Origin of the sequence: Brevibacillus sp. AF8 (genome assembly GCF_021270385.1) — a bacterium.
Classification (GTDB): Bacteria; Bacillota; Bacilli; order Brevibacillales; family Brevibacillaceae; genus Brevibacillus.
In genome coordinates, this window is sequence record NZ_JAGQDN010000023.1 from 13,508 (window position 1) to 34,590 (window position 21,083).

General features: G+C 46.9%; 20 protein-coding genes, 1 pseudogene and 1 riboswitch. Of the genes and pseudogenes, 4 read left to right on the top strand and 17 right to left on the bottom strand.

The features are described from left to right. Positions 1–34 precede the first annotated feature (34 nt). Entirely contained in the window at positions 35–796 is a 762-nt protein-coding gene (locus KB186_RS23585) for a hypothetical protein (RefSeq protein ID WP_232774479.1), read from the bottom strand. A 100-nt stretch (positions 797–896) separates the two neighbouring features. On the opposite strand from KB186_RS23585, the gene KB186_RS23590 reads away from it, so the two are divergent. Together KB186_RS23590 and KB186_RS28500 are read left to right on the top strand one after the other, a co-directional pair. Then, positions 897–1,070: a type 1 glutamine amidotransferase family protein gene (locus KB186_RS23590; RefSeq protein WP_173610857.1), complete on the top strand. Its 174-nt coding sequence runs from the start codon at positions 897–899 to the stop codon at positions 1,068–1,070. 360 nt (positions 1,071–1,430) lie between these two features. After that, a complete protein-coding gene (locus tag KB186_RS28500; RefSeq protein WP_217367202.1) occupies positions 1,431–1,661 on the top strand; it encodes a hypothetical protein in 231 nt (76 codons plus the stop codon). A gap of 316 nt (positions 1,662–1,977) precedes the next feature. On the opposite strand, the gene KB186_RS23595 is transcribed toward KB186_RS28500, so the two are convergent. From KB186_RS23595 to KB186_RS23640, 10 genes and pseudogenes are all read right to left on the bottom strand, one after another. After that, positions 1,978–3,339 (bottom strand): hypothetical protein, encoded by a 1,362-nt coding sequence (locus tag KB186_RS23595; RefSeq protein WP_173610855.1) that lies wholly within the window; start codon positions 3,337–3,339, stop codon positions 1,978–1,980. Between the two features lie 186 nt (positions 3,340–3,525). Next, positions 3,526–4,065 carry a DUF4367 domain-containing protein gene (locus tag KB186_RS23600; protein WP_173610854.1) on the bottom strand — a complete coding sequence of 180 codons (540 nt, stop codon included), beginning with the start codon at positions 4,063–4,065 and terminating at the stop codon, positions 3,526–3,528. Positions 4,066–4,305: 240 nt separating this feature from the next. Next, a pseudogene (gene tnpC / locus KB186_RS23605) lies at positions 4,306–5,785 on the bottom strand (IS66 family transposase). A 70-nt stretch (positions 5,786–5,855) separates the two neighbouring features. Beyond that, the gene (gene tnpB / locus KB186_RS23610; RefSeq protein WP_173610853.1) at positions 5,856–6,209 is read right to left on the bottom strand and encodes an IS66 family insertion sequence element accessory protein TnpB; all 354 of its coding nucleotides are present in this window, start codon (positions 6,207–6,209) and stop codon (positions 5,856–5,858) included. A 19-nt stretch (positions 6,210–6,228) separates the two neighbouring features. Beyond that, positions 6,229–6,510: an IS66 family insertion sequence element accessory protein TnpA gene (gene tnpA, locus KB186_RS23615; protein WP_229088128.1), complete on the bottom strand. Its 282-nt coding sequence runs from the start codon at positions 6,508–6,510 to the stop codon at positions 6,229–6,231. 218 nt (positions 6,511–6,728) lie between these two features. Continuing rightward, a complete protein-coding gene (locus KB186_RS23620) occupies positions 6,729–7,916 on the bottom strand; it encodes a hypothetical protein (protein ID WP_173610852.1) in 1,188 nt (395 codons plus the stop codon). Between the two features lie 27 nt (positions 7,917–7,943). Beyond that, positions 7,944–8,477, bottom strand: a complete 534-nt coding sequence (locus tag KB186_RS23625) for a hypothetical protein (RefSeq protein WP_173610851.1) — start codon at positions 8,475–8,477, stop codon at positions 7,944–7,946. A gap of 15 nt (positions 8,478–8,492) precedes the next feature. Beyond that, positions 8,493–9,935, bottom strand: coding sequence for a sensor histidine kinase (locus KB186_RS23630; protein WP_221868074.1), 1,443 nt, complete (start codon positions 9,933–9,935; stop codon positions 8,493–8,495). A 1-nt stretch (position 9,936) separates the two neighbouring features. Then, positions 9,937–10,596, bottom strand: a complete 660-nt coding sequence (locus KB186_RS23635) for a response regulator transcription factor (RefSeq protein ID WP_232774481.1) — start codon at positions 10,594–10,596, stop codon at positions 9,937–9,939. Positions 10,597–10,745: 149 nt separating this feature from the next. Continuing rightward, entirely contained in the window at positions 10,746–12,164 is a 1,419-nt protein-coding gene (locus tag KB186_RS23640) for a hypothetical protein (RefSeq protein ID WP_221868073.1), read from the bottom strand. A 133-nt stretch (positions 12,165–12,297) separates the two neighbouring features. On the opposite strand from KB186_RS23640, the gene KB186_RS23645 reads away from it, so the two are divergent. After that, a complete protein-coding gene (locus KB186_RS23645; protein ID WP_232774482.1) occupies positions 12,298–13,971 on the top strand; it encodes a M14 family metallopeptidase in 1,674 nt (557 codons plus the stop codon). A gap of 62 nt (positions 13,972–14,033) precedes the next feature. Here the strand turns inward: KB186_RS23645 and KB186_RS23650 are convergent, their stop codons facing one another. The 4 genes from KB186_RS23650 to KB186_RS23665 all read right to left on the bottom strand — a co-directional run bounded on the left by KB186_RS23650 (position 14,034) and on the right by KB186_RS23665 (position 18,465). Next, positions 14,034–14,915: a methyl-accepting chemotaxis protein gene (locus KB186_RS23650; protein WP_173610846.1), complete on the bottom strand. Its 882-nt coding sequence runs from the start codon at positions 14,913–14,915 to the stop codon at positions 14,034–14,036. Between the two features lie 30 nt (positions 14,916–14,945). Continuing rightward, a complete protein-coding gene (yfmT, locus tag KB186_RS23655) occupies positions 14,946–16,403 on the bottom strand; it encodes a benzaldehyde dehydrogenase (protein ID WP_232774484.1) in 1,458 nt (485 codons plus the stop codon). Positions 16,404–16,488: 85 nt separating this feature from the next. Then, a riboswitch (cyclic di-GMP riboswitch) is annotated at positions 16,489–16,574 on the bottom strand. Positions 16,575–16,749: 175 nt separating this feature from the next. Further along, positions 16,750–17,685: a methyl-accepting chemotaxis protein gene (locus KB186_RS23660; protein ID WP_173610844.1), complete on the bottom strand. Its 936-nt coding sequence runs from the start codon at positions 17,683–17,685 to the stop codon at positions 16,750–16,752. 24 nt (positions 17,686–17,709) lie between these two features. Beyond that, positions 17,710–18,465: a hypothetical protein gene (locus tag KB186_RS23665; RefSeq protein ID WP_088908856.1), complete on the bottom strand. Its 756-nt coding sequence runs from the start codon at positions 18,463–18,465 to the stop codon at positions 17,710–17,712. A gap of 85 nt (positions 18,466–18,550) precedes the next feature. Here KB186_RS23665 and KB186_RS23670 point away from each other — a divergent pair, with 85 nt between their 5' ends. Beyond that, the gene (locus tag KB186_RS23670) at positions 18,551–19,963 is read left to right on the top strand and encodes an RsmF rRNA methyltransferase first C-terminal domain-containing protein (protein WP_232774485.1); all 1,413 of its coding nucleotides are present in this window, start codon (positions 18,551–18,553) and stop codon (positions 19,961–19,963) included. A gap of 78 nt (positions 19,964–20,041) precedes the next feature. Here the strand turns inward: KB186_RS23670 and KB186_RS23675 are convergent, their stop codons facing one another. Both KB186_RS23675 and KB186_RS23680 read right to left on the bottom strand, forming a co-directional pair. After that, positions 20,042–20,287: a hypothetical protein gene (locus KB186_RS23675; protein ID WP_173610842.1), complete on the bottom strand. Its 246-nt coding sequence runs from the start codon at positions 20,285–20,287 to the stop codon at positions 20,042–20,044. A gap of 152 nt (positions 20,288–20,439) precedes the next feature. Then, positions 20,440–21,078: a LysE family translocator gene (locus tag KB186_RS23680; RefSeq protein ID WP_232774486.1), complete on the bottom strand. Its 639-nt coding sequence runs from the start codon at positions 21,076–21,078 to the stop codon at positions 20,440–20,442. Between the last annotated feature and the right edge of the window lie 5 nt (positions 21,079–21,083).

The following is a 21,083-nucleotide window of genomic DNA, read 5'->3' on the forward strand; positions in this document are numbered from 1 at the left end:
GCAAGAAACGGAGCCACCTGTTGATCTGTCAATTTCAAGAGATCCTTTTTTTGTTCCTTGTCCTCCTGTTTTCCTTTTCATCCTCCTCTTCCAAAGCGATGAGCTTATCATAATTGTCTACATATACATCATCGATTTTCCCCGTTCCTTTCTCCAGATCGACATCTGCAAAACGCACGGAGTAGTACTTACCTTCCTTTTGCCCCGTCTCAGGACGCCAGGTAATATGAACGCTTTCCAGCACATCGTCATAAGCACGGCTGCTGCTTGACAGCTTGTACCCGCTCGCTGGGAGAGCTATATTTTTTTCTTGCAAAGCCTCTTTCGCTTTTTCGATAAACGGAGCGGCCTGTTTTTCTGTCAGTTTCTCTTCGAAGTAACCTGGCCGATTAATGACCTTTACCGTTTTCACCGTCCCTGTTCCTTTTTCTGCATCGATATCCTCAAATTCGGCGACATACGCCTTGTCCTTCACGTTAGTTTCAGATCGCCATACGACAGTCAAAGTATTGTTTTTCTTGCTGCCATAATTCCGAGCTTTGTAACCACTTTCCGGAAGGGAGATATTTTCCGCTGTGAATGCTTCTTTTGCTTTTGCAAGAAACGGAGCCGCCTGTTTTTCTGTCAGTTTCAAGAAATCGAATTCCTCGTCTGTTGCCTCGGCTGCAACGTTATCCTTCGTATCGTTGAGTGCGGCGCTGGCAGCTACAGGCGAGAACATGGCCGTCACTGTCAAAGCACTCATAACAGAGAGATTCAGCCATGCAGCAGTTTTTTTCGTTTTGGACTTTTTCATCGTACTACCTCCAAGGTTTTTGCGTTGGATCGAGTGTTTCTACGTAAACGAAAAAACGACAACTGTCAAATCCGCTTAGATCATCGATGGAATTCGCGATGTGACGTACACCACTTCTTTCGTAGAGAATATCGAAGGAGTATTCCAGTGGGAAAATAAAGTAGATGCGGATGTTGTGATGGATGGACAATTTATTACGGCAGTTGGAGGGGCATACGTTGAATTTGCGGTACTTGTATTGCAAGCCCTAAAGCTGGAGGATGAACACTCGTGATTTGCCTATCGAACGAATATTGAGCGGTTCATGTAAATCCTCCGTACCCCTTCGCTTTCGTTAGCTAAGGGGTAAGTTTAGTGTGCGTGTAAATGTAATGCTTTCCTTATGGATGCATCAGATTTGGCTTTGTCACGAGCTGCTTGCAGCTATTCTATTATGTGAATGGTTTGGGAAGATATCGTGAACGATCAATCTTTTGATTGGTTTTCCCAAGATGATTTTTCGTTAATTTTTGGGGGAGATTGCAATATTATCGTCGGTACTTATCAAAAACTAGTACATCTACATGGTAATTCTGCTTATATGCTTATTGCTTTCCGAAATACCTAATGATGCCAAGATATTATCCATTTCGATGTGGATGCGATTTGCAAGAAAGAAATGCCGGTAGCGTACATTCCTAGCGAGCAGGGATTTTCACTAGACATATGCCAAGAAATCTTGCAATTGCTCCTTGGAGATCGTCGTGTGATTGGCTTGGAAGTAACTGAATTTTCCGGACTCCGGGATGTAGATCATCATTCGTCGAAAATGCTGGCTCAGCTGCTGGTTAATAGTCTTGCGGCGAAGAAAGGGTTAGAGAAATGAAAAGAGTAGAAATCAAGGCTAGTGGCGGGAAAATTGATTCTCTTGTTTTTAACGGGGAATATTATCATACAATGCGCCTAAAATTAGAAAAGTTCGAGCTGGAGGGAAATGAACTATACGATAACCCAATTGATACAGATATTCGTGTGCGAAATTTTCGAGTCAACATAAAAATATCTCAATCGATCATAAGGATTTATTGATCAATTCGTTCCCAAAAGGAAAGACAAAAAGAGCCGCATCAGCGACTCTATAAAGATTGGGGGGAATTAACATGTATCCTGTGCCTCATTTTACGTTTTGCGAAAGTTCAATGCTATTCGTCGTCGTTGTCATCAACGAATACATCGTATAGAGTACCAGTTCCCTTATCTACATCGACATCTCTAAAGGACACCTCATAAACCTTTCCTGATCTTCCGTTGGTGCCTTCAGGAACAAAGGAAACTTCAACCGAGCGAAGTACATCATTGGTAGTGAATGTGACAGCCTTAATCTCATACCCGGTTTCAGGCAGCTCGATATTCTTTTCTTTCAAAGCTTCTTTTGCTTTTTCAATAAAAGGGGCAGCCAATTCTTGGTCAAGTTTACCGATTACGGTACCGAATTTATTAATGACCTTTACATCCACCGTACCTGTTCCCTTGTCCAGATCGGCATTTTTAAACTCGGCAAGATACACTTTCATCGTACGTACTTTTTCTTTATCTTCTGGAAGCCATATCACAATTACAGTATTTGAATTTTTGCTGCTGAAGTCAGTATTAATCTTGTATCCACTTGCAGGAAGTTCAATATTCTTTTCTTGGAAGGCATCTTTTGCTTTTTGAATGTAATTGGCTTCCTGCTCTGCTGTCAGCTTACTATCAGCCTTCTTGTCTTTCTTGTCGTCTTCGTCATCCTGCTGTTCTTTGTGTTCTCTAACAAATGATTTGAATACTTTACCGGTTCCTTTATCCAAATCGACATCTACAAAATGCACATAGTAGACCTTTCCGGATCGCCCATCAGTACCTTCGGGTAAAAAGGACACTTCAACCGAGCGAAGTAAATCATCAGTAGTGACTTTGACACCTTTAGCTTCATACCCAGTTTCAGGAAGGTCGATATTCTTTTCTTGTAAAGCTTCTTTTGCTTTTTCGATAAAAGGAGCGGCCAGTTCTTGGTCAAGTTTACTGAATACGGTGCCGAATTGATTGATGACCTTTACACTCACCGTGCCTGTTCCCTTATCCAGATCGGCATTTTCAAACTTGGCTCGATACACTTTCATCGGTTTCTTTGCTTCATCTTCATCTTCATCTTCAGGAAACCAACTCACATATACGGTCTCTGTCTCTTTCATGAAATGGTATGCTTCAATCTTGTATCCACTTGCAGGAAGTTCAATATTTTTTTCCTGGAAGGCATCTTTTGCTTTTTGAATATAAATGGCTTCCTGCTCTGGAGTCAGCTTAATATCTTCCTTCTTGCCCTTCTTGCCCTTCTTGTCCTCTTCGTCATTCTGCTGTTTTTTGCTATCCGCTTTTTCCACTTTTTTTACCTGCGCGACAATACCATCTTTGTTCCCGTTCATGGCCGCCTGTGCAGGAATTACAGGGAATACGGCAGTTACCGCCAACGCAGACAGAGCGGAAACGCTCAGAAATGATCCCAGCTTCGATTTTGTTTTTTTCATAGAAAATCCTCCATTGGTTCGGTGCTTATCGAGCCAAAGTACTCGATAGCATTGATAGAGTATCAATCCAATGTCATGGCTTCGTCATTACGATGTCATGGATTTGTAAATTCCATCCATTTATCCACTAATTGATCAATTTCCAAAAAAACGAAAGGACGGCTTCTTCGCCGTCCTCCCACTCGTTTATTTCACCGATTCTGCTATTTTCACATATTCTTCGATCGGCTTGGTTCCGAACGTTTTGTAAATGACACCTTTGCTCGGCTCCCAGAACAGCACCTGCAAGGCTGTCAGGTTCGGATCTTGAGCGCTCCACGCCTTATACTGGCAAGCATACGCAGTCGTTCCGTTTGCCAGCTTGATTTCCTTCACGGTGCTTTTGCCTTCGATGTACGGGACCTTCCCTACCTCTTTTTGGATGTCGCCTTTCATGATGTCGATGAAAAAGCGTTCATCCGGATTGGTCGGGTTCTGGAAATTGACAGTTACAGACTCCTCATCCTCTGATTTCGTCAAGCTGTACGTGATGACGGCTCCCACAGGCAGCTTCGTCGGCATTGGGATCTTCGAGCCAAGCCATTTCTCGGCTTCTTCTGCGGTAATTGTTTTTGTATCGGATTCGATTTCGTATTGATCCGGTGGCGTGGGAGGTGTACCCACTCCGACAGACTCTGCCATCTTTTTCAGTTCATCCACAGCGAGGCCGCTTGCCAATTGGTACACAATTCCCTTCTCTTCTTCCCACAGCAGACTGGATTCGGAAAGTAACGCTTGCAGCTTATTCTTTGATCAAGCAACAACCGAGAAAATGAGTTAACAGAACAAACAACTCATACTTTTCAACCCTTAGGGAAACCTAAGGGTTTTTTACGGTATTAACTCTTTTTTTAATCACAAGTTTCGCATATACGTAAGCGTCACATAGACTTAGGCCTCATCAAGAATTTTGATGTAATACGACACCTATCCCATCACGCGACAAGTGCTCGGAAGCGAAGATGACCATGGCAAATAAGGCTCGATCGCTTCTGGATTTTGTGGATTCGAAAGCTGCGGAAGCTGCTCGAACAGATACTTTAAATATTGAAACGGAAGAAGTCCGTTTTCCTTCGCCGTCTCGATCACGCTGTAGATCGCCGCACTTGTCTTCGCGCCGCGAGGCTTATTCGCAAATAAACAGTTCTTTCTTCCGATCACGAACGGCTTGATCGAGCGTTCACTTCGGTTGTTATCGATTTCGAGTCGGCCATCCTTCAGGAATTCGGTCAATTTCTCCCACTGATTCAGGCTATAAGCAATCGCTTGTCCGACCAGACTCTTCGGTAGGGTTTGAGAGCGATGTTGCTTGAGCCACACCAAATAAGTCTCCAGGATTGGAAGGCTTTGCTTCTTCCGCTCGGCATATCGTTCTTCTGGCGAAGCATCCTTCAGTTCGCGCTCAATGGTGAAGAGAGCATTGCAGTAAGCCAGTCCTTGACTGGCTACCGAATCCTTGTTATCTCTCGTCGCCGGCGGAGCTGCTTTCAGCGCTTCGTCATATTTACGCCGCGCATGTGCCCAGCATCCCACAAGAGTCACACCAGCAACCTTATGATAGCCCGCGTAACCATCGACATGCAGGTAACCATTGAACCCGGATAAGAAGCTTTGAGGATGCTCGCCGCCACGTGTCTTCTGGTAATCATAGATGACCGCCGGCGTTACGCCGCGTCCGGTGCGATACAGCCACAAATACGAGGACGATTGGGCAGACTTCCCGGGCTCACGCAGCACTTGCAGCGTCGTCTCATCTGCATGAAGCACATCCTGCCTTAGCAGATAAGCTTTCATCACGGAGACCAATGGCATGAGCCATTTCTCGGCTCCGTAGATCATCCAATTCGCCATCGTCTGACGAGATAACGTGTATCCAAGACGACGGTGAAGCCAAACTTCCCGGATAAACAGGTCTTGGCATCGCAGTTGTGACGATCGGGGTTTGAATATCTTCACGTTCACAATAACGGCAAGCATACACATTCCGCACGTGACGGATGACCTTCACTTGTGGTGGTACAACGGCAATTTCACTGCGTGTCTCGGTACTCATCTCGTGAAGAAACCCACCGCAGCACGCACATATTTGCTCGCCTTCAGAAAGTGTATAGGTAATGGTCTCTACAGGTAGCTTGGAAAGATCCTCTGTTCGCTTGCCGGATAACTTGCGCCGCTCGTAGGTGATTTGTTCAGACAGCGGCTCTTCATCGGCAGGCGATGCAAGCATTTCGGCTTCGTTGAACAACGGGATTTCTAATTGATCCGGATGCGTCTGCTCGCTGGAAGCACCGAAACGCTTCTGCTGCGCTAAGCGGAACTGCTCTTCGTACCATTTGAGCTTGGCCGATAGTTCGATGATTTGTTGTTGTAGAGATTCAATGGTTGGCATATCTGCATGTTTTTCCATACTTTACACATTAGATAATAAAAACCCAATTACTGTAAGTGCCTCTGACAAAGTGATTACAAAGATGTGACTAAATGACGGAAACGGCATTAACCTTGGGATGCGCTTGCCGCTGGCTGAGTGAAAGACCATCCAGCAGCCAGCGAAGCTCCCTGCTCGAAATGGCTACTACTTCTTCTTTACCTGTCGGCCATTGAAATCTGCCACGTTCCAGACGGCGATAATAAAGCCAGAACCCATTATGATCCCAGTAGAGAATCTTGAGCTTGTTACATGCCCGGTTACAGAATACGAACAAGCCGGAGGAGAACGGATTCAGACCAAAGCTTTCCTGAACGATGGCGGCAAGTCCGTCGATCGACTTGCGCAGATCGGTAGAACCACAGGCGAGAAACACACGCTGATTGCTTGGAAAGGTTAGCATGATGAAGTAAGCGCGTGAATTACTTCGCGCAGAAGCTTCGGGTCAAAACCGGAATGAGAGAAGGAACAGGAAAGGTGCTACCAGGCAGATCTACGGCGGCAAGCGGTACAAACTGAACGGGAGAAGTCTTTGGATCTGGAGTAGCCCTGGATGAAACACGATTTATTTTGTAGAGCCAATATTTCAATTGTTCGACAGAGCATTGATTTGCGGTGCACCAAGCTTTCATCGTGAGGCCACTTGCCCGATAGGCTTCGATGCGTACATACCAATCTTGTCTGCGTTGTTCTTTGGCATTCATGAGATACCCTCCGTATTCAGGTTAATCTCATGATCTCTTAGCTAGCATAGTGGTTGAAGGTGGGAAGAGTTTGGCGCTTACGTTTAATCGGTAGGTTGTCATGGTTTTGTCAAAGATCGTCTCGAGCATTGGGGCAAGCTGGAATCCGGGTATGAAAAAAGAGCCGCCATACGCGACTCTCCATCTTCTTCGTCCACCCTGCTATGTGAAACTTGTTACTAAGGAACGGTTCTTCTTACCCAGATATCCCATAATTCACCAGTTCCTTTCTCTAAATCAACTTCATCAAAATAAGCAAGATAAACTCTTTCCTTTATAGAAGCGATATCAGTCCCTTCAGCAACGCCGTCGGGATACCAGTAAATTCTCACCTCTGGTAGTCGTTTCGGTTGATCATCGTGGTACCTAATCTTGCTACTAATCCAATAGCCACTTTCAGGAAGTTTTACCTGCTTCTCTTGAAAAGCGTCTTTTGCCATCTGGATAAACGGGGCTGCCTGTGCTGGTGCCAGTTTCACACTCCTGATAATCGGCTCTGGTGGTATTTCGTCCACGATTCTCGTTTCTTCTTCGTTCGTTTCTACGTTCTCAACTGTACCTGTTCCTTTTTTTAAATCAACATCTGAAAATTGCACGTAATAAAGCTTGTCATGAACAGCTTGATAAACGTTATTGCTTTTCGTATATCTTGGGTACCAGTAAAGATCGACAAGCGCTATTGTCTCTTTTTCCGTGATGGGTTTTACGACCAAGCATCCCGCCAGATCGTAGCCGATTTGCGGAATTTTGATGTTTTTGTCTTTCCAAACTTTTGTTGCCTTGTCTATATACGGGGCGAACATCGTGTTTGGTTTGAACGATACGATGTCCCTGCGTATACAAATCTTGATCTCTTTAATTGTGCCCGTTCCTTTCTCCAAGTCCACATCGGTCAAATTGACAAAATAGCTTTCGTGAAAGCCTATCAAAGGTGGTTCGGCTCCTTCCTCTCTTTTTGGATGCCACCATATCTCAGCGGTCGTTGTATCCTCGCTCGTTTCACTGGAAAATGAAAGCCTGTAATTATTATCAGGCAGGTCGATATGATTGGCGATAAACGCATCTGTTGCCAACTTGACGAAGGGCTCTCGCTCTTCTTTACTAAAGTCAGTGCGGATTAACTTCACGGAACTTTCTTTGGTGGGTGTCGGATTATCGGTTTTCTTCTTGTCCTGATGCTCTTCACCTTCATTCGGTTCAAGCGTGTTTGACGCCGTTGTTTCCGTCTTAATGACATCTTTGTTTTTATTGATTTCAGCCAAGCCAAACGTTGTCGGGGAGAAGCTCAAAGCAAGGGCTAACACGCCCATCACTCCAATACTTAACCATAACCCCAGCTTCATTTTTGTATCGGTCAATTTTTTCACAATTCTATCTCCTTACAGTCCTGCTTCTTATTCTGCGTTTTCGCCATACCAATGGGATTCACCGTAATTCCAAATAACCTCAAGTTCAACCATTTTCCCTACGCCTTTATCCACATCGGCGTTGTAAAATAGTGCGTAGTAAACCTTTTCCTTGATCTTGCTCTCTTGGCCAAAAACAACACCATTGGGATACCAGATGATATCCACATGATTTTTGCCTTCCGTCACGGTACTGCTGATCCAATAACCGGTTTCAGGTGTTGGCATGCCTTGCGCATCGAACGCTTCTCTTGCCATCCGAATATAGGGGGCCGCCTGATCCTTGGTCAACGGATCAAAGGATTTTTTACTCTGCTCGTGGCTTTGCTTCCAAGCGATTTCTTTGGTTTCAAGGTTTGCTGGTGGAGAGGTTTCCGTCATGATGGCATCCTTTTTACTGTCCAGAACAGCAGGGCCGAAAGCAGCCGGAGAAAAGAAGGAGGCCAGACCTAGTATGCCGATAACAGCAAGGCTAAGCCTGAAGCCGTGGGACTTTATCTTTATTTTTTGGATAGTTCGCAATACATGCCTCCATAATTACCTCGAAGTTTGATCTGGAACCAGGGTGTAAACCGATGTTCCGCCGTTCAATCTGCTTTTCATATAAATACTGCCTTGGTGTGCCGTAGCAATCGCTTTGCTTAGAGACAACCCTAAACCGTGACCGTTCTTTTTCCGATCCCTCGCGCTATCCAGCATAAAAAATGGTTGAAAAACATTTGTCAGATGCTCTTCCGGCACCCCACAGCCATGATCTTCCACACAAAAAACAACAAATGAGTCCTCTGTGTAAACAGTAAATCGAATCACTGCATCGTTTTCAGACGCTTTGGAGGCATTCTCCACGAGATTGTTTAATAGCACCAAAAAAAGCTCCGGATCGACGGTAACCGTAGAGACTGAATATATGATTTCCAGCGTTTGGCCCTTTCTGTCTAACGAAAACTGGGAGATGATTTTCAACTGCTGCATAAGGGAAGAAACATCAACTTGCTGCTTGTTCAGTGCCTCCCCATTTCCAAGTCGGAAAAGCTCCAACAGCTTTTTTGACATCCCGTCAAGCCGTTTGCTTTCCGAATGAATGAAGCTCAGGGCCTGCTCGACGTCTTTTTCTTCCAGGTCATAATGCTGAAGCAAACTGGCATAGCCCATGATGGATGTAAGCGGCGTTTTGAATTCGTGGGCCAGACTTGCGATAAACGCCTCTCTTTCCGTTACGCCCCTCTGCAGAAGCTCCATGTTGGCTTGAATCGCTTCTGCCATATGATTGAAGTCAACCGCAAGCTGGCCAATCTCATCGCCGCGCTGAACCGTTATGCGATGCTGATAGCTTCCTTTTGCAATCGCTTGAGCCTGTGTGCTTAACAGACCGAGTGGACGCAAGGCTTGTCTGATTAGGACATATAAACCTGCCGCAGAAACGGTCAAGCCAACCAATACCCAAAATGAAATCTGTAAGGATAGTGACTTTTGGTCAGCGATCAGGTTCGTTATGTCATGAGCGTAATCCAATCGAAGCAGCTGGTCATCGATCTTCATCCAACTCGAGACAAACAGTACGGTGCGCACGTCTATGTTTCGAATGACATAGCTTCGTCTCCCGTCTTTGGGTGGCGCAAGAGCCATTGCCTTTTCTTCTTCATCCGGTATACTGCTATACAGCTTCTCCCCGGATTCGCCTGTTATGGCCACATGGCTTTTCTGATCAGTAAAATACCGCCCATAATTTTGAAAAGCTTTGGTAAGGATGTCTTTCTTCAGTGTTGGATAGTAATCATCAATCGTACTTTCATACATTTTCAACGCGTTCCCGATCATGCTATGGTTCTCACGGGAGCTGATGATTTCCCGTTGAAGATTGTACTCAATGGAAACCTGTATGATCCTGTACGAAAAAAAGACGATGACCACCGTCACCAATCCGAACACCATGAGATAGATTCGCATCCACAGAGGAGTCTTCTTAACCCTCTCACGCATCTTAAAACTCCATTCGATAGCCAATTTTGTGCACCGTATGAATATGATCGGACAAACCTAGCTTTGTGCGCAGATTCAAGACATGTGTATCAATTGTCCGGGTGCTGCCATAAAAGTCATAACCCCAGACCTGATTCAGCAAACTTTCACGAGAAAAAGCAATATTCGGATTATGCAACAAAAATTCAAGCAACTCATATTCCTTCGGGGTTAACGTGACGAGCTGATTACTTTTGTACACTTTTCGGCTATGATAATCCACTGTCACATCACCTACGGTCAATGTTTCCAATACAACCTGATGACTTCTTCTCAGAGCGACTTCCACTCGTGCCAACAACTCCAACAAATCAAAAGGTTTTGTAATATAATCCTCAGCACCAAGACGCAAACCTTGTACTTTGTCCATTACACTCGTCTTGGCTGTAACAAAAATGACCGGGATATTCTTTTTCTTAAAGGATTCCAGCAGTGTGAACCCATCAACTCCAGGCAGCATGATGTCAAGGAGCGCCAAGTGATACTCCTTTTCTTCGAGATCGTTCAACGCCGTGTTACCGTCGGATGAAACTTTACAGACATAGCCTGAGGCGCCTAATGTCATTTTGATTAGTTCGGATATGGATGGATCATCTTCAGCGATTAATATTGAATATGCCATGCTGTATAACACCCCCACCATCATTACACATTTTTAGGATTTTATTGTCAACGAAATGTAAAAAGTATACAAAAACAAAAAACCCTCAATAAAATCACTTTAACTTGATCTTATTGAGGGTCACATTCATTATCATTTAGATTTGTTACTTACCGATACGAAACATTATTCAACTGCATCCACATCCATTTACTGTCAATTAGCATCGCAAGCGTCATCTCATCCATTCCGTGCAGTTGACGGTACAAACGCTGCGTTTCGACCAAGTCATTGTAGGTCAAGAACGGATAGTCCGGTCTGCCGAATGTTCCATCGGGAAAATAAGCGTAATGCAAATCGCCATTTCCGAGAATCCACTGCGATCCGAGGTTTACGACACCATAAAGCATCATATCCGCTAAATCTTTGTCAGTCCGGTCCCCGAATTGCAGGTAGCTTTTGTAGAGAAAATTGATTTCCGCCAACTGATGGTTCAAAGAAACATGTGTCTGAATCATCGGATTCGTTGCTGTCGCGTAGTCAGAAACCAGCCAGCCTTGCTGTACACCAGCGATGACAAAACGGTTCATGGCTGCATGATTGTGAAAGTAAGAAGCATATTTTTTCGCTGATTGGCAAAAGTCCTTTTCTTGGTACTGATCACAGCCCCGCAGCATCAGATCTGCCGCTCCTGTGTTGAATCTCGTATCGTAAAAGCCCTCTGGTATCCCGTAATCGCCACTTAGCCACAAGGAGCGCGGCTGCGTCTTCCAGTACCCCTCAGGCTCCTGCTGTTTCAAGCTCGCCCTCAGCATCACATAGCCCATATCCCGGGCAGCCTTGCTTCCACCTGTATATAAAAAGGAGCGAAGGACATAATTTTCAGGAATCCGCCAAAAGGAGGACTCCGAAGTCGGCTCATACGTGGAAGGGCTTTGATAGTAATACCCATCGTACAGCCATTTTGCCTTTTCCGTCACGTCCAAGTTAATCCAGACGCTGTCAATCGATTGTTCTCCCCAAGGAACGAGCGGATCTCTCGAATCGAGCGCCCACATTTCACTGATAAGCCCTGCTTTCATCGGCAGCTTGATCACGAGCTCGACACCATTAGCCGTCTGTTTGACTTCGACTGGCAACGCCAATGCCGGCTTTTCTTCAATCGTGGCTCTGCCTTTATCCACGTAGGTAATGGGCTTACCTAACCAAATATACCTGCCCTCCGTCTCTACAAAACCTGAGGAGAGCGGAAGGGTCTGGACTTGATCAAGCGTGACAACCTTCCAATACGGTTTCTTCGATTCATCATAGGCCCGATAGCGGAACATCATGTTCTGACTGTTGCCCTGAATCGGAATGGTGAAAATGTAGGGCATCATATTGCGCTGACCTGTCATTTTATGGGCCCAATACGTGACACCATCGGAGAATCGAAATTCTTGTTTTTGGTGAATCGCGCCATTCAGGTGGTCAACAGTCTCTGTTTCTGTTGGTTTTTTCCATTCGTTTGCAGAAATATCGCTCGGAAAGAAACTACTTACGGCGATGGCCGTCATCAAAAGGAGCATTCTGCTGATTTTTCTGACCATGTCATCCCCCTATTCTATTAAAGGAGAACCGAAAGTCCTACTTTAAAATGAATATTTCGTAGTGATTATTATTTTTATAATAATCTGATAAATTAACCATAGGTGTCTACTTCTATTTCTCAGGAGGGAATTTATGGACAAGAAAGTACGCTACGTTGTTTCTACAGCACTCGTAATATCTCTGTTCACCAGCCCCTCAATCATCCATGCCAACCAAGCTGAACCACAAACCCACATTCCTTATTACGGAATAGGGCCAACCTATGTACAGCCTGCACAGATTGAGAGCTTGTTTCCCAAGCCAACTATCCAGTTTGGGACACCCGGCTTCCAAGAAGGAAAAGAAGCTTTTACGTCCCAGGAAGAAATGATGGCTTACATAAGCAAATTGGCTGCAGGCAACAAGGAAATCCAGCTGCTATCCATCGGTACATCCCTGGAAGGTCGCGATATCCCCCTGCTGTTATTCAGCAAAGACCACGGCAAGCTCAAACAAAACAAAGAGAAGCCACTCATCTGGCTACAGGCACAAATCCATGGAAATGAACCCGCATCCGGTGAATCTGCTCTTTTGATCGCCAAATGGCTGGCAGAAGGAAAACTTGGCGCCGATCTCTTGGATAAAGTAAACATTGCGATTGTTCCCCGCATCAATCCAGATGGCTCCTACCAGTTCAAACGCTACATCGCGACAGAGCTGGATGCCAACCGCGACTACATGAAGGTAGAATATCCAGAAGTGCAAGCGGTTCACCAAGCCATTAATGCCTATCAACCTGATGTGGTGCTTGACGCCCACGAATACGGCGTCTCTTCCAACCAGCTTCGCGATGTTGGAGAAAAAGGCGCGATCTCTTCCTACGATGTTCTGATCTCCTCTGCGAAAAACTTGAATATCCCCGCAAACCTGCGAAAAATGTCAGACAACCTGCTCTTGGCTGACGTTCAAAAAGCACTCGACAAGGAGCAGCTTTCTCATCACGCTTACTATACGCTGGCAAAAGGCAAGGACGGAAAAGTGACCGCAACAGAAGGCAGCACAGAGACAAGAATCGGACGCAATGCTCTTGGATTGAAAAACACATTGACGTTTTTGGTGGAGACACGCGGCATTGGCATTGGACGCGCCGATTTTGAGCGCCGTGTATTCAGCCAGGCCATGACTCACGCTGCTGTCATTCAATCAACAGCGGTCAACGCCAAAGCAATCAAGTCCGCCGTGATGCAAGCACGCGAAGAAATCACGGAAAAAGGCAAAAAGGCAAACGACAACGACAAACTCGTCATCCTGAGTGAGAATAAGCGCGTACCAGATCAGTCTCTCGAAGTGGTCGATCTAGCCACCGCAAAAAAAGTCTCTACCCCCATCGACTGGGTAAGCTCCACGGATGCCTATCCCATACTCGAACGCGAGCGCCCCACTGCCTACCTCATGCCTCCTGGCTACCATGACGTCGCGACCAAGCTGGAATTGCTCGGTGTTTCGGTAAGCAAGCTATCAAAAGAAACGACCATAGCGGTAGAAAGCTACACCATTTTGGAAAACAAGGTGAATACGATTTACGAGAATGGGCATTTCACCAACCAAGTGACTGCAAATGTAACAGAAACAACGAAAACCTTTCCTGCGGGTAGTTACGTGTTCAGCATGGCCCAGCCAAACGCGAACTTCATTGCGTTAGCCCTGGAACCGGAATCAGTGGACAGCTACGTCACGTTTAACTTCTTGCCCGTTGAAAAGGGCGATGAAGTCCCGGTGTATCGCTATATGCTGGAGCAACCGCTACCCACCACACAAAAGAATTAAAGGAAAAATTCCCCTCTCTAAAGTTAGACTCCTGAGAGGGGAATTTTGTTACATGTATGGGCTTACTTTATTTCAAACACTTCTTGGGCAAGCCCTGCCAGCTTTTGCGTATTGCCGCTCACTTCGACCATCGTCGCGGAAATTTCCTCTGTAGCGGCTGCCTGACTCTCCATGGTTTGATTGATCAGTTCAATCGAGTTTTGCAGAAGGGTTATCAAATCCCGGATGGAATCCGTGGTTTGCTTGATTTTGTCTGCATTCGCCCTGGAATCAGTCGCCATATTGCGAACCTCATTCGCAACGACAGCGAACCCACGCCCTGCATCTCCTACTCGCGCAGCCTCAATGCTCGCATTTAGTCCCAAAATGTTACTTTGATCAGCGATTTTTTTCACAGCGAGTGTAATTTGCTCGATCTCGGTCGTACTTTGGCTGACATCATTGGCTTGCTCTGAGATCGCCTTCATTTGCTCGTTCAAATTCCCGATCTGCACGGCCATCTCGTGTGTGGTGGCACTCACCTGCTCGACGACACTCGAGAGATTTGCAGCGATTTCATACAGCTCATTGGCTCGCTCCATACTCGAACCAATGCCGACACCGCCAATGACTTTTCCCGTGTGATCATGCAGGGGAATCGCCCGTGCGACGAGAGGGAAACCAAACAATTCCTTGGGGACCATCATCGCCTGCTTGGTGTTTTTTCGAATCGCGTTGGTGATCACATCTCCTTCCTGGAGTGGATCACCAGGCTTGACTTGCAGTGCAAATGTTTGGGCAGGTACATTGCACAATAGCTTTTCCGTGTCGTAGACCCCAATGGTAATGTCATCGGAGAGCAAATCATTTAAATAGGGGGCAACCTTGATGAAAGCCTCAAGCAGTTCTGCGTTTTTCCCCTTTTCGGAAGCTTCTGTTTCGTTCCATTCTTCGTATCCGTTCATGACCCTCTTCACCTCTATATTTTGCTGGCATTAGTACGGAAATTGACGCTTCTTGTGCTGAACCGAAATCCATTTCAGCGTAGTAAACTCTTCTAAGCTCCATTGACCATTCAATCGTCCCAACCCGGAGTGCTTTTCACCGCCGAACGCCACGATTGGCTCGTCATTGATCGTTCCATCGTTGATGTGAATCATGCCGGTCTCAATGCGCTTGGCCATCTCGGCACCTCTCTCCAGATCGCCGGTGTGAATTGCCCCGGACAACCCAAATGGTGTCTCGTTCGCCATGCGAATCGCTTCTTCCTCGGAAGCAAACGACATGATGCAAACAGCCGGACCAAACAGCTCTTTGGATGCAATCGACATGTCTGTGGTCACTCCTGTCAAAACAATCGGCTCGACCACGTTTCCTTTTACTTCCCCTTTCAGTGCAGGAACGGCTCCTTCGCGTATCGCCTCATCGATCGTTGCCATCAGATTGGCGACTTGCCGTTGATTGATGAGTGGACCGATTACCGTGTCAGGATCATTCGGGTCGCCTACCTTGAGTCCAGATACTTTTTCCACGTACAAATCGAGGAATTTATCGTATACATCTTGGTGAACCAGAACCCGGTTAGCTGACATGCAAATCTGACCTTGGTGGGTAAAACGGCTGAATACTGCTGCATTGACGGCATACTGGAGATCCGCATCCTCCAAAACGATCAGCGCACTATTGCCGCCCAGCTCCAAAATCGCCTTTTTGAAATGCTTCGCTGCCACCTGCGCGATATGGCTCCCAACTTGGCTAGACCCTGTAAACGAAAGGATGCGCGGAATCGGGTGGGAGACAAAACCATCGCCAATTTCAGCGATATCCGTCACTACGACGTTAACCAAGCCTTTGGGCAGACCTACTTCTTCAAAAATTTTCGCGATGAGAGTCCCACCCGTGATTGGCGTGTGCTCATGCGGTTTGAGGACGACACCGTTGCCCGCGCCAAGAGCTGGAGCCACAGACTTCATCGACAGATAGAAGGGGAAGTTGAACGGACTGATGACGCCGACAACTCCTGCGGGAATCCGATACAAGCGGTTTTCTTTTCCGTCTACGGGAGAAGGCAGAATTTTTCCTTCCATCCGCACTGGGAAGGTAGCCGCCTCGCGAATAATATCCTTCACAAGCCCGATCTCAAAAAACGCCTTCAATCGGGTTCCGCCCAATTCACGAATGATGATATGAATGATTTCTTCTTCATGCTCTTCGATATAGTGAACAGCACGCTCCAACATTCGGGATTTGGTATAAGCATTCACTTCGTCCCACTCTTTTTTCGCGTGGGCTGCCGCCTTGTAAGCCGCGTCGATATCCTCCAGATTTGCCATTTTGAATTCTGCGATGACTTCCCCATTGTAAGGGTTGATATCTTGCAATGTCTTCGCGCCCAGCCCGTCGCGCCACTCCCCATTGATGTACTGCTTGTCCAATGTTTGCAGGATTGACATGCTACAACCTCTCCCTTTTGTAAAGGTAATTGGCCCCTTTCGCATGAAAGGAGCCCTAAAACTAAAACAGTAAAATACACTGCTCGTTGGCAACCCGGCTGCCATCGTAACGTGTACATTAGGCCCGTGGCTTTGCGTCCCCACTTTTCAATGGGTTTGCCCATTCATAGCGAATGCCGATATGATGTTGTCGAAAAAAGGAAAGATATGGAGAATGATACTTTGATTATAGTACTCTATTCCTAATAGTCAAACGAAAACATGTAAATATTTCGTGAAAGGAAGTAACAAATATCAAAAAGCCCGCATCGCTTGGATACGGACTCCTGGTTCTTCTTCCTTATGCTCACAATAACGATTTGACATTCTTTACGCTCGTCGCGAGCATTTGCTCCGTCGCGTTGGCGTCCCTTATGTGCTTGGTCAAGCCTTCATTCAGCTCGTCCAGCAAACCCTTTGCATCACTTACCTGCTGGGACACATCATCAGCAAATCGCTTTTGATGCGCGATGATTTCCATCACACCCGACACTTCGACGTTCAGTACCTGGAAAGCGTTCACGATCTGATCTGTCTTCTGTGCAGCATCCTTGCTGATAGAAAGTCCATTTTTGATTGCACTGCTGCTTTTTTCACTGTTAGACAATGCTTCTTTTGTTTCTTCCTGAATCTTGCCAATCAATTCTGCAATCGTCTTGGTCGAGTTCGCTGTCATCTCGGCCAGCTTCCGTACCTCATCCGCTACGACGGCGAAGCCTCGGCCTTGTTCACCTGCACGTGCCGCTTCTATCGCTGCATTCAGGGCGAGAAGGTTGGTCTGATTCGCAATGTCGCTGATCACCTTGACGATGCTCGTAATTTCCGAAGAGCTCTCTTCCAAGCGGCTCATGGACTTGGACGTATGGACCGATTCTTTGTCGAGCAGGCTCATGACCTGCACAACGTCCGTCATCGCCTTCTTGCCTTCATCTGCACACGCTACCGATTGTTTACAGATGTCTGTCAGGCGCTCTCCTCGAACCGACAACTGGCTCGCAGATTCATCATCCCGCTCGTTAATGGCCTGGATATTATCTACGACACGCTTCATCCTTGTCACCAGTCGCACCATTTGATCGGATTCGGCGTTTATCGCCTGGTTTGAACTGAGGATCGCACCCATCTGTTCGTAAAGATCGCGAAGCTCATGTTTCCAAGCGTCTTGCTGTCCTGTCATTGTGGTTGTGGCTGTCGTCGCTGCTGTCTCTTTTTCTGCCAGGCCTTTGTCTTTTTTCCAAAACATCCGCTTCCCTCTCCTCTGTACCCATCAATTGTCACCTCGGCGGCTATATACGCGGGACTCGATTATTCCCGGATGTTGTTTCGCCAAGCTCAGCAAGTTTTCCAAGAAATAATAGTGACCCTCCAAGAGCTCCACGTCTTTACGCTCAAAATGCTTCGCCTGCAAATACTGCTGCATTTCCAAAGCATAGCGCTCCAGTTTATCGTGAAAATCGTTGGCACGAAGCATTTGCTCCACTTCTGGATATTCCGTTTTCAGGCGACTTAGCTCGCTGTATACACGCCCACCCTCCAGAATCATCTGGTAGGCCGTACGCTCAAGCGTAGCTGTCGTAGCTGCCTCCTGCTCCTCACGCTCCTCGCGCAAAGCTGCCAAGTACGTGATAAAATGGTAGACAGTTAAAAACAATGGTCCTAAAAATAGAATGATCCCTGCCTTGTACACATGCTGATTGGACAAATTGCTGATGAGCAGGAACAAGTGAAACAAGATCGCACCCAACCATACATAGATGATGATTTGGTGATTGATCTTCCCTGCCTTTTGGTGGCGTGAAAAGGCAAAGGTAAGTCCGAGCAGATAAAAGGCAAGCAATGTAAAGCTGGCAGAAAACAAAGCCATCTCCATATCGATCAGCCAATCTGCGTCGGCGGGTATTTCGATAAAGAATTCAAAAGCGAGCACCAGCAGTGAGAACAGCAACCCCATGATCCAAAACCGGCTTACTTCCGAGTCATTCCTCCGCCGGGAGCGGTAGCGTTTTACACGGGATCCTTCCATAATGCTCTCACCTCATTCTCTATGATTCGCCATGATTCTATCTTTTCCTTTCACATGGGGCCAAAATCTGACATCGGAGGCTGTTATGACAAAAAATTTACCGACACCATTTACCGAGCGCATGCAAACCTTGCTCGGGCACGATTTCGAGGCATTCGTTTCCTCCTATGATCAGCCTGTAACACACGGCTTACGGGTCAATCCGTTGAAGGTAGGGCGTGACGTTTTTTTGAAAATCTCGCCGTTTGCTCTGGAAGCAGTCCCTTGGTGCGAAAACGGATTTCACTACAAAGAGCCAGCTCGTCCCGGCAAGCATCCTTTTCACTCCGCCGGCATGTACTATTTACAGGAGCCAAGCGCGATGTCCGCTGCCGAAACACTCGGTGCCCAACCTGGTGAGCGCATCCTTGACCTATGTGCAGCGCCAGGAGGGAAATCGACGCAGCTTGCAGCGTTTTTGCGTGGACAAGGAATGCTTGTGGCAAACGAGATCCATCCTGTTCGAGCAAAAGCCTTGTCAGAAAATCTGGAGCGCTGCGGCGTTACCAATGCCGTCGTGACCAACGAAACGCCTGAACGTTTGCAAGAGCGATTCCCCCAGTTTTTTGACCGAATTTTGGTAGATGCTCCATGCTCTGGCGAAGGAATGTTCCGCAAGCTACCCGAAGCAATCGAAGACTGGAGTCCTGCAAAAGTAATGGAATGCCATGTCATGCAAGGTGATATTCTCGAGGCGGCCGCTGCAATGCTGAAGTCAGGCGGGACGTTGGTCTACTCCACCTGCACATTTGCTCCGTTGGAAAATGAGCAGTCCCTGGTTAACTTCCTGGACCGTCACCCGGAATTTGAGATCATCTCGCTGCCACATGCAGATTGCTTTTCTGCTGGCCAACCCGAGTGGGCGTCGCCACAAAACGAGCAGCTCACCCAGACAGCCAGATTGTGGCCGCATCGTCTACAGGGAGAAGGTCATTACCTCGCCAAGCTGCAAAAGAGCGAGAGCGCTGAGGTTCAAGAACCTTCCGGGAAGCGTAAAGAAAAGCGTGCGGCAAGATCAACTCCGACGGGTCGAAAAGAAGCACTGGCAGCCTGGCGTACGTTCGCAGTCGAAGCGCTCCCGGCGCTCTCCAAATCATTCGAAGATGAAGCTGCTTTTCTTTTATTTGGCGAGCAGCTCTACTACTCACCTGCTCCCGAGCTCGACTGGGACAAGCTCAAGGTCATGCGCGTCGGTCTGCACCTGGGAACCGTAAAAAAGAACAGATTTGAACCTGCACACGCCTTGGCGCTCGCCCTCTCTCCTTCGGAGGCAGCCCGTGTCGCTTCGTATGGCGCGGACGATCCTGAACTGTTGCGGTACCTAAAAGGAGAAGCGCTCACACGTGATGGGGAAAGCGGCTGGACGCTGGTTACTGTAGATGGATACTCCATCGGTTGGGGCAAGCAATCAGAGGGGCAACTCAAAAATCATTATCCAAAAGGTCTACGCTGGTTATAAGATTACATCAAAAATAAAAAAGCTCACAAAGCTACACGAAATGCATTCGTGACTGCTTGTGGGCTTTTCTCTTTTTTCTCATGATCGCCCTCTGCGGGGCGGACTGTCTACTACCGTCAACGAGCCATTTCTTATATAACGCAATATTTTTGAAACAGATATCCCTGTTGCATTGGCAATTTGCATCGCATTCGAATTCGGATAAGTTCTCACGTAATTGCGAATCATCTGGTAGTCTTGTATTTCGTTTTCTCCGCAAACCTGGCAACTGTACTCTCCCCGGCCCATCGGACTGCCGCATTTCAAGCACGTATCCGTCGTCATCACTGGTTCTCCTCACACCCTGTACTATGGTACTTTCACAAGAAAGGGTTCTATCTTCCTATCTATTACCCAATTCACATGGGAGGAAAACACTATTTTCTCTCACAATTCCTGTATCCTATTAAAATTCGATGCAGTCATTCCGAACTCCTTTAAAAAGGCCAGTATCGCGGCAGCAAACAGCTTTTTGCGTAAAGGGCAATCGCAAACCCAATTAGAAAGACACCACTAAGCCCATGAAAAACGTTGAGCCAACCCGGGCGAAAAAAACGAGCCAAATACGCGGCCAACAAAGCTACCAACCCCAGGAACAATAAAGTCGATAACAGACAGCCCGTAGCAAACAAGAACAACTCCGTTGGATGAACAAAAGTGCCAGATGCCAATAGCGAACCAAATACTCCCGCCCAAAACAGAACGGTCAGAGGATTTGCGAGCGTCAGAAGCACGCCGTGCCAAAAGCTGCTTCGATCCGACCGAGGATGCTGGACTGGTATTTGTTCATGCTCTCCTCTTCCTTTTATGGCACGCAAGGTTTGAATCCCAAACCAAGTCAAAATCAGGGCTCCCATAATTAAGACCATCTGTTTGACCCATTGGATTTGTAACAGCAGCGACAGTCCCCCAATTGCCCCTACCATATACACCGTATCCACGAGTGCCACACCCAGTACCATCATAAGTGACTCCCGCAATCGCCGAGTCATTGAGCGATGCAACACCGCCAGACAAACCGGACCAGCGGATAGCTGGAGCATCATCCCGAATAATAGACCGTTCCAGATCGCCATCAGAT

Coding starts and splice junctions, on each gene's coding strand:
- KB186_RS23585 (WP_232774479.1), bottom strand. CDS start 796: ATGAAAAAGTCCAAAACGAAAAAAACTGCTGCATGGCTGAATCTCTCT.
- KB186_RS23595 (WP_173610855.1), bottom strand. CDS start 3,339: ATGAAAAAAACAAAATCGAAGCTGGGATCATTTCTGAGCGTTTCCGCT.
- tnpB (WP_173610853.1), bottom strand. CDS start 6,209: ATGCTAACCTTTCCAAGCAATCAGCGTGTGTTTCTCGCCTGTGGTTCT.
- tnpA (WP_229088128.1), bottom strand. CDS start 6,510: ATGAATGCCAAAGAACAACGCAGACAAGATTGGTATGTACGCATCGAA.
- KB186_RS23630 (WP_221868074.1), bottom strand. CDS start 9,935: ATGCGTGAGAGGGTTAAGAAGACTCCTCTGTGGATGCGAATCTATCTC.
- KB186_RS23635 (WP_232774481.1), bottom strand. CDS start 10,596: ATGGCATATTCAATATTAATCGCTGAAGATGATCCATCCATATCCGAA.
- KB186_RS23640 (WP_221868073.1), bottom strand. CDS start 12,164: ATGGTCAGAAAAATCAGCAGAATGCTCCTTTTGATGACGGCCATCGCC.
- KB186_RS23645 (WP_232774482.1), top strand. CDS start 12,298: ATGGACAAGAAAGTACGCTACGTTGTTTCTACAGCACTCGTAATATCT.
- KB186_RS23650 (WP_173610846.1), bottom strand. CDS start 14,915: ATGAACGGATACGAAGAATGGAACGAAACAGAAGCTTCCGAAAAGGGG.
- yfmT (WP_232774484.1), bottom strand. CDS start 16,403: ATGTCAATCCTGCAAACATTGGACAAGCAGTACATCAATGGGGAGTGG.
- KB186_RS23660 (WP_173610844.1), bottom strand. CDS start 17,685: ATGTTTTGGAAAAAAGACAAAGGCCTGGCAGAAAAAGAGACAGCAGCG.
- KB186_RS23665 (WP_088908856.1), bottom strand. CDS start 18,465: ATGGAAGGATCCCGTGTAAAACGCTACCGCTCCCGGCGGAGGAATGAC.
- KB186_RS23670 (WP_232774485.1), top strand. CDS start 18,551: ATGACAAAAAATTTACCGACACCATTTACCGAGCGCATGCAAACCTTG.
- KB186_RS23675 (WP_173610842.1), bottom strand. CDS start 20,287: ATGACGACGGATACGTGCTTGAAATGCGGCAGTCCGATGGGCCGGGGA.
- KB186_RS23680 (WP_232774486.1), bottom strand. CDS start 21,078: ATGGCGATCTGGAACGGTCTATTATTCGGGATGATGCTCCAGCTATCC.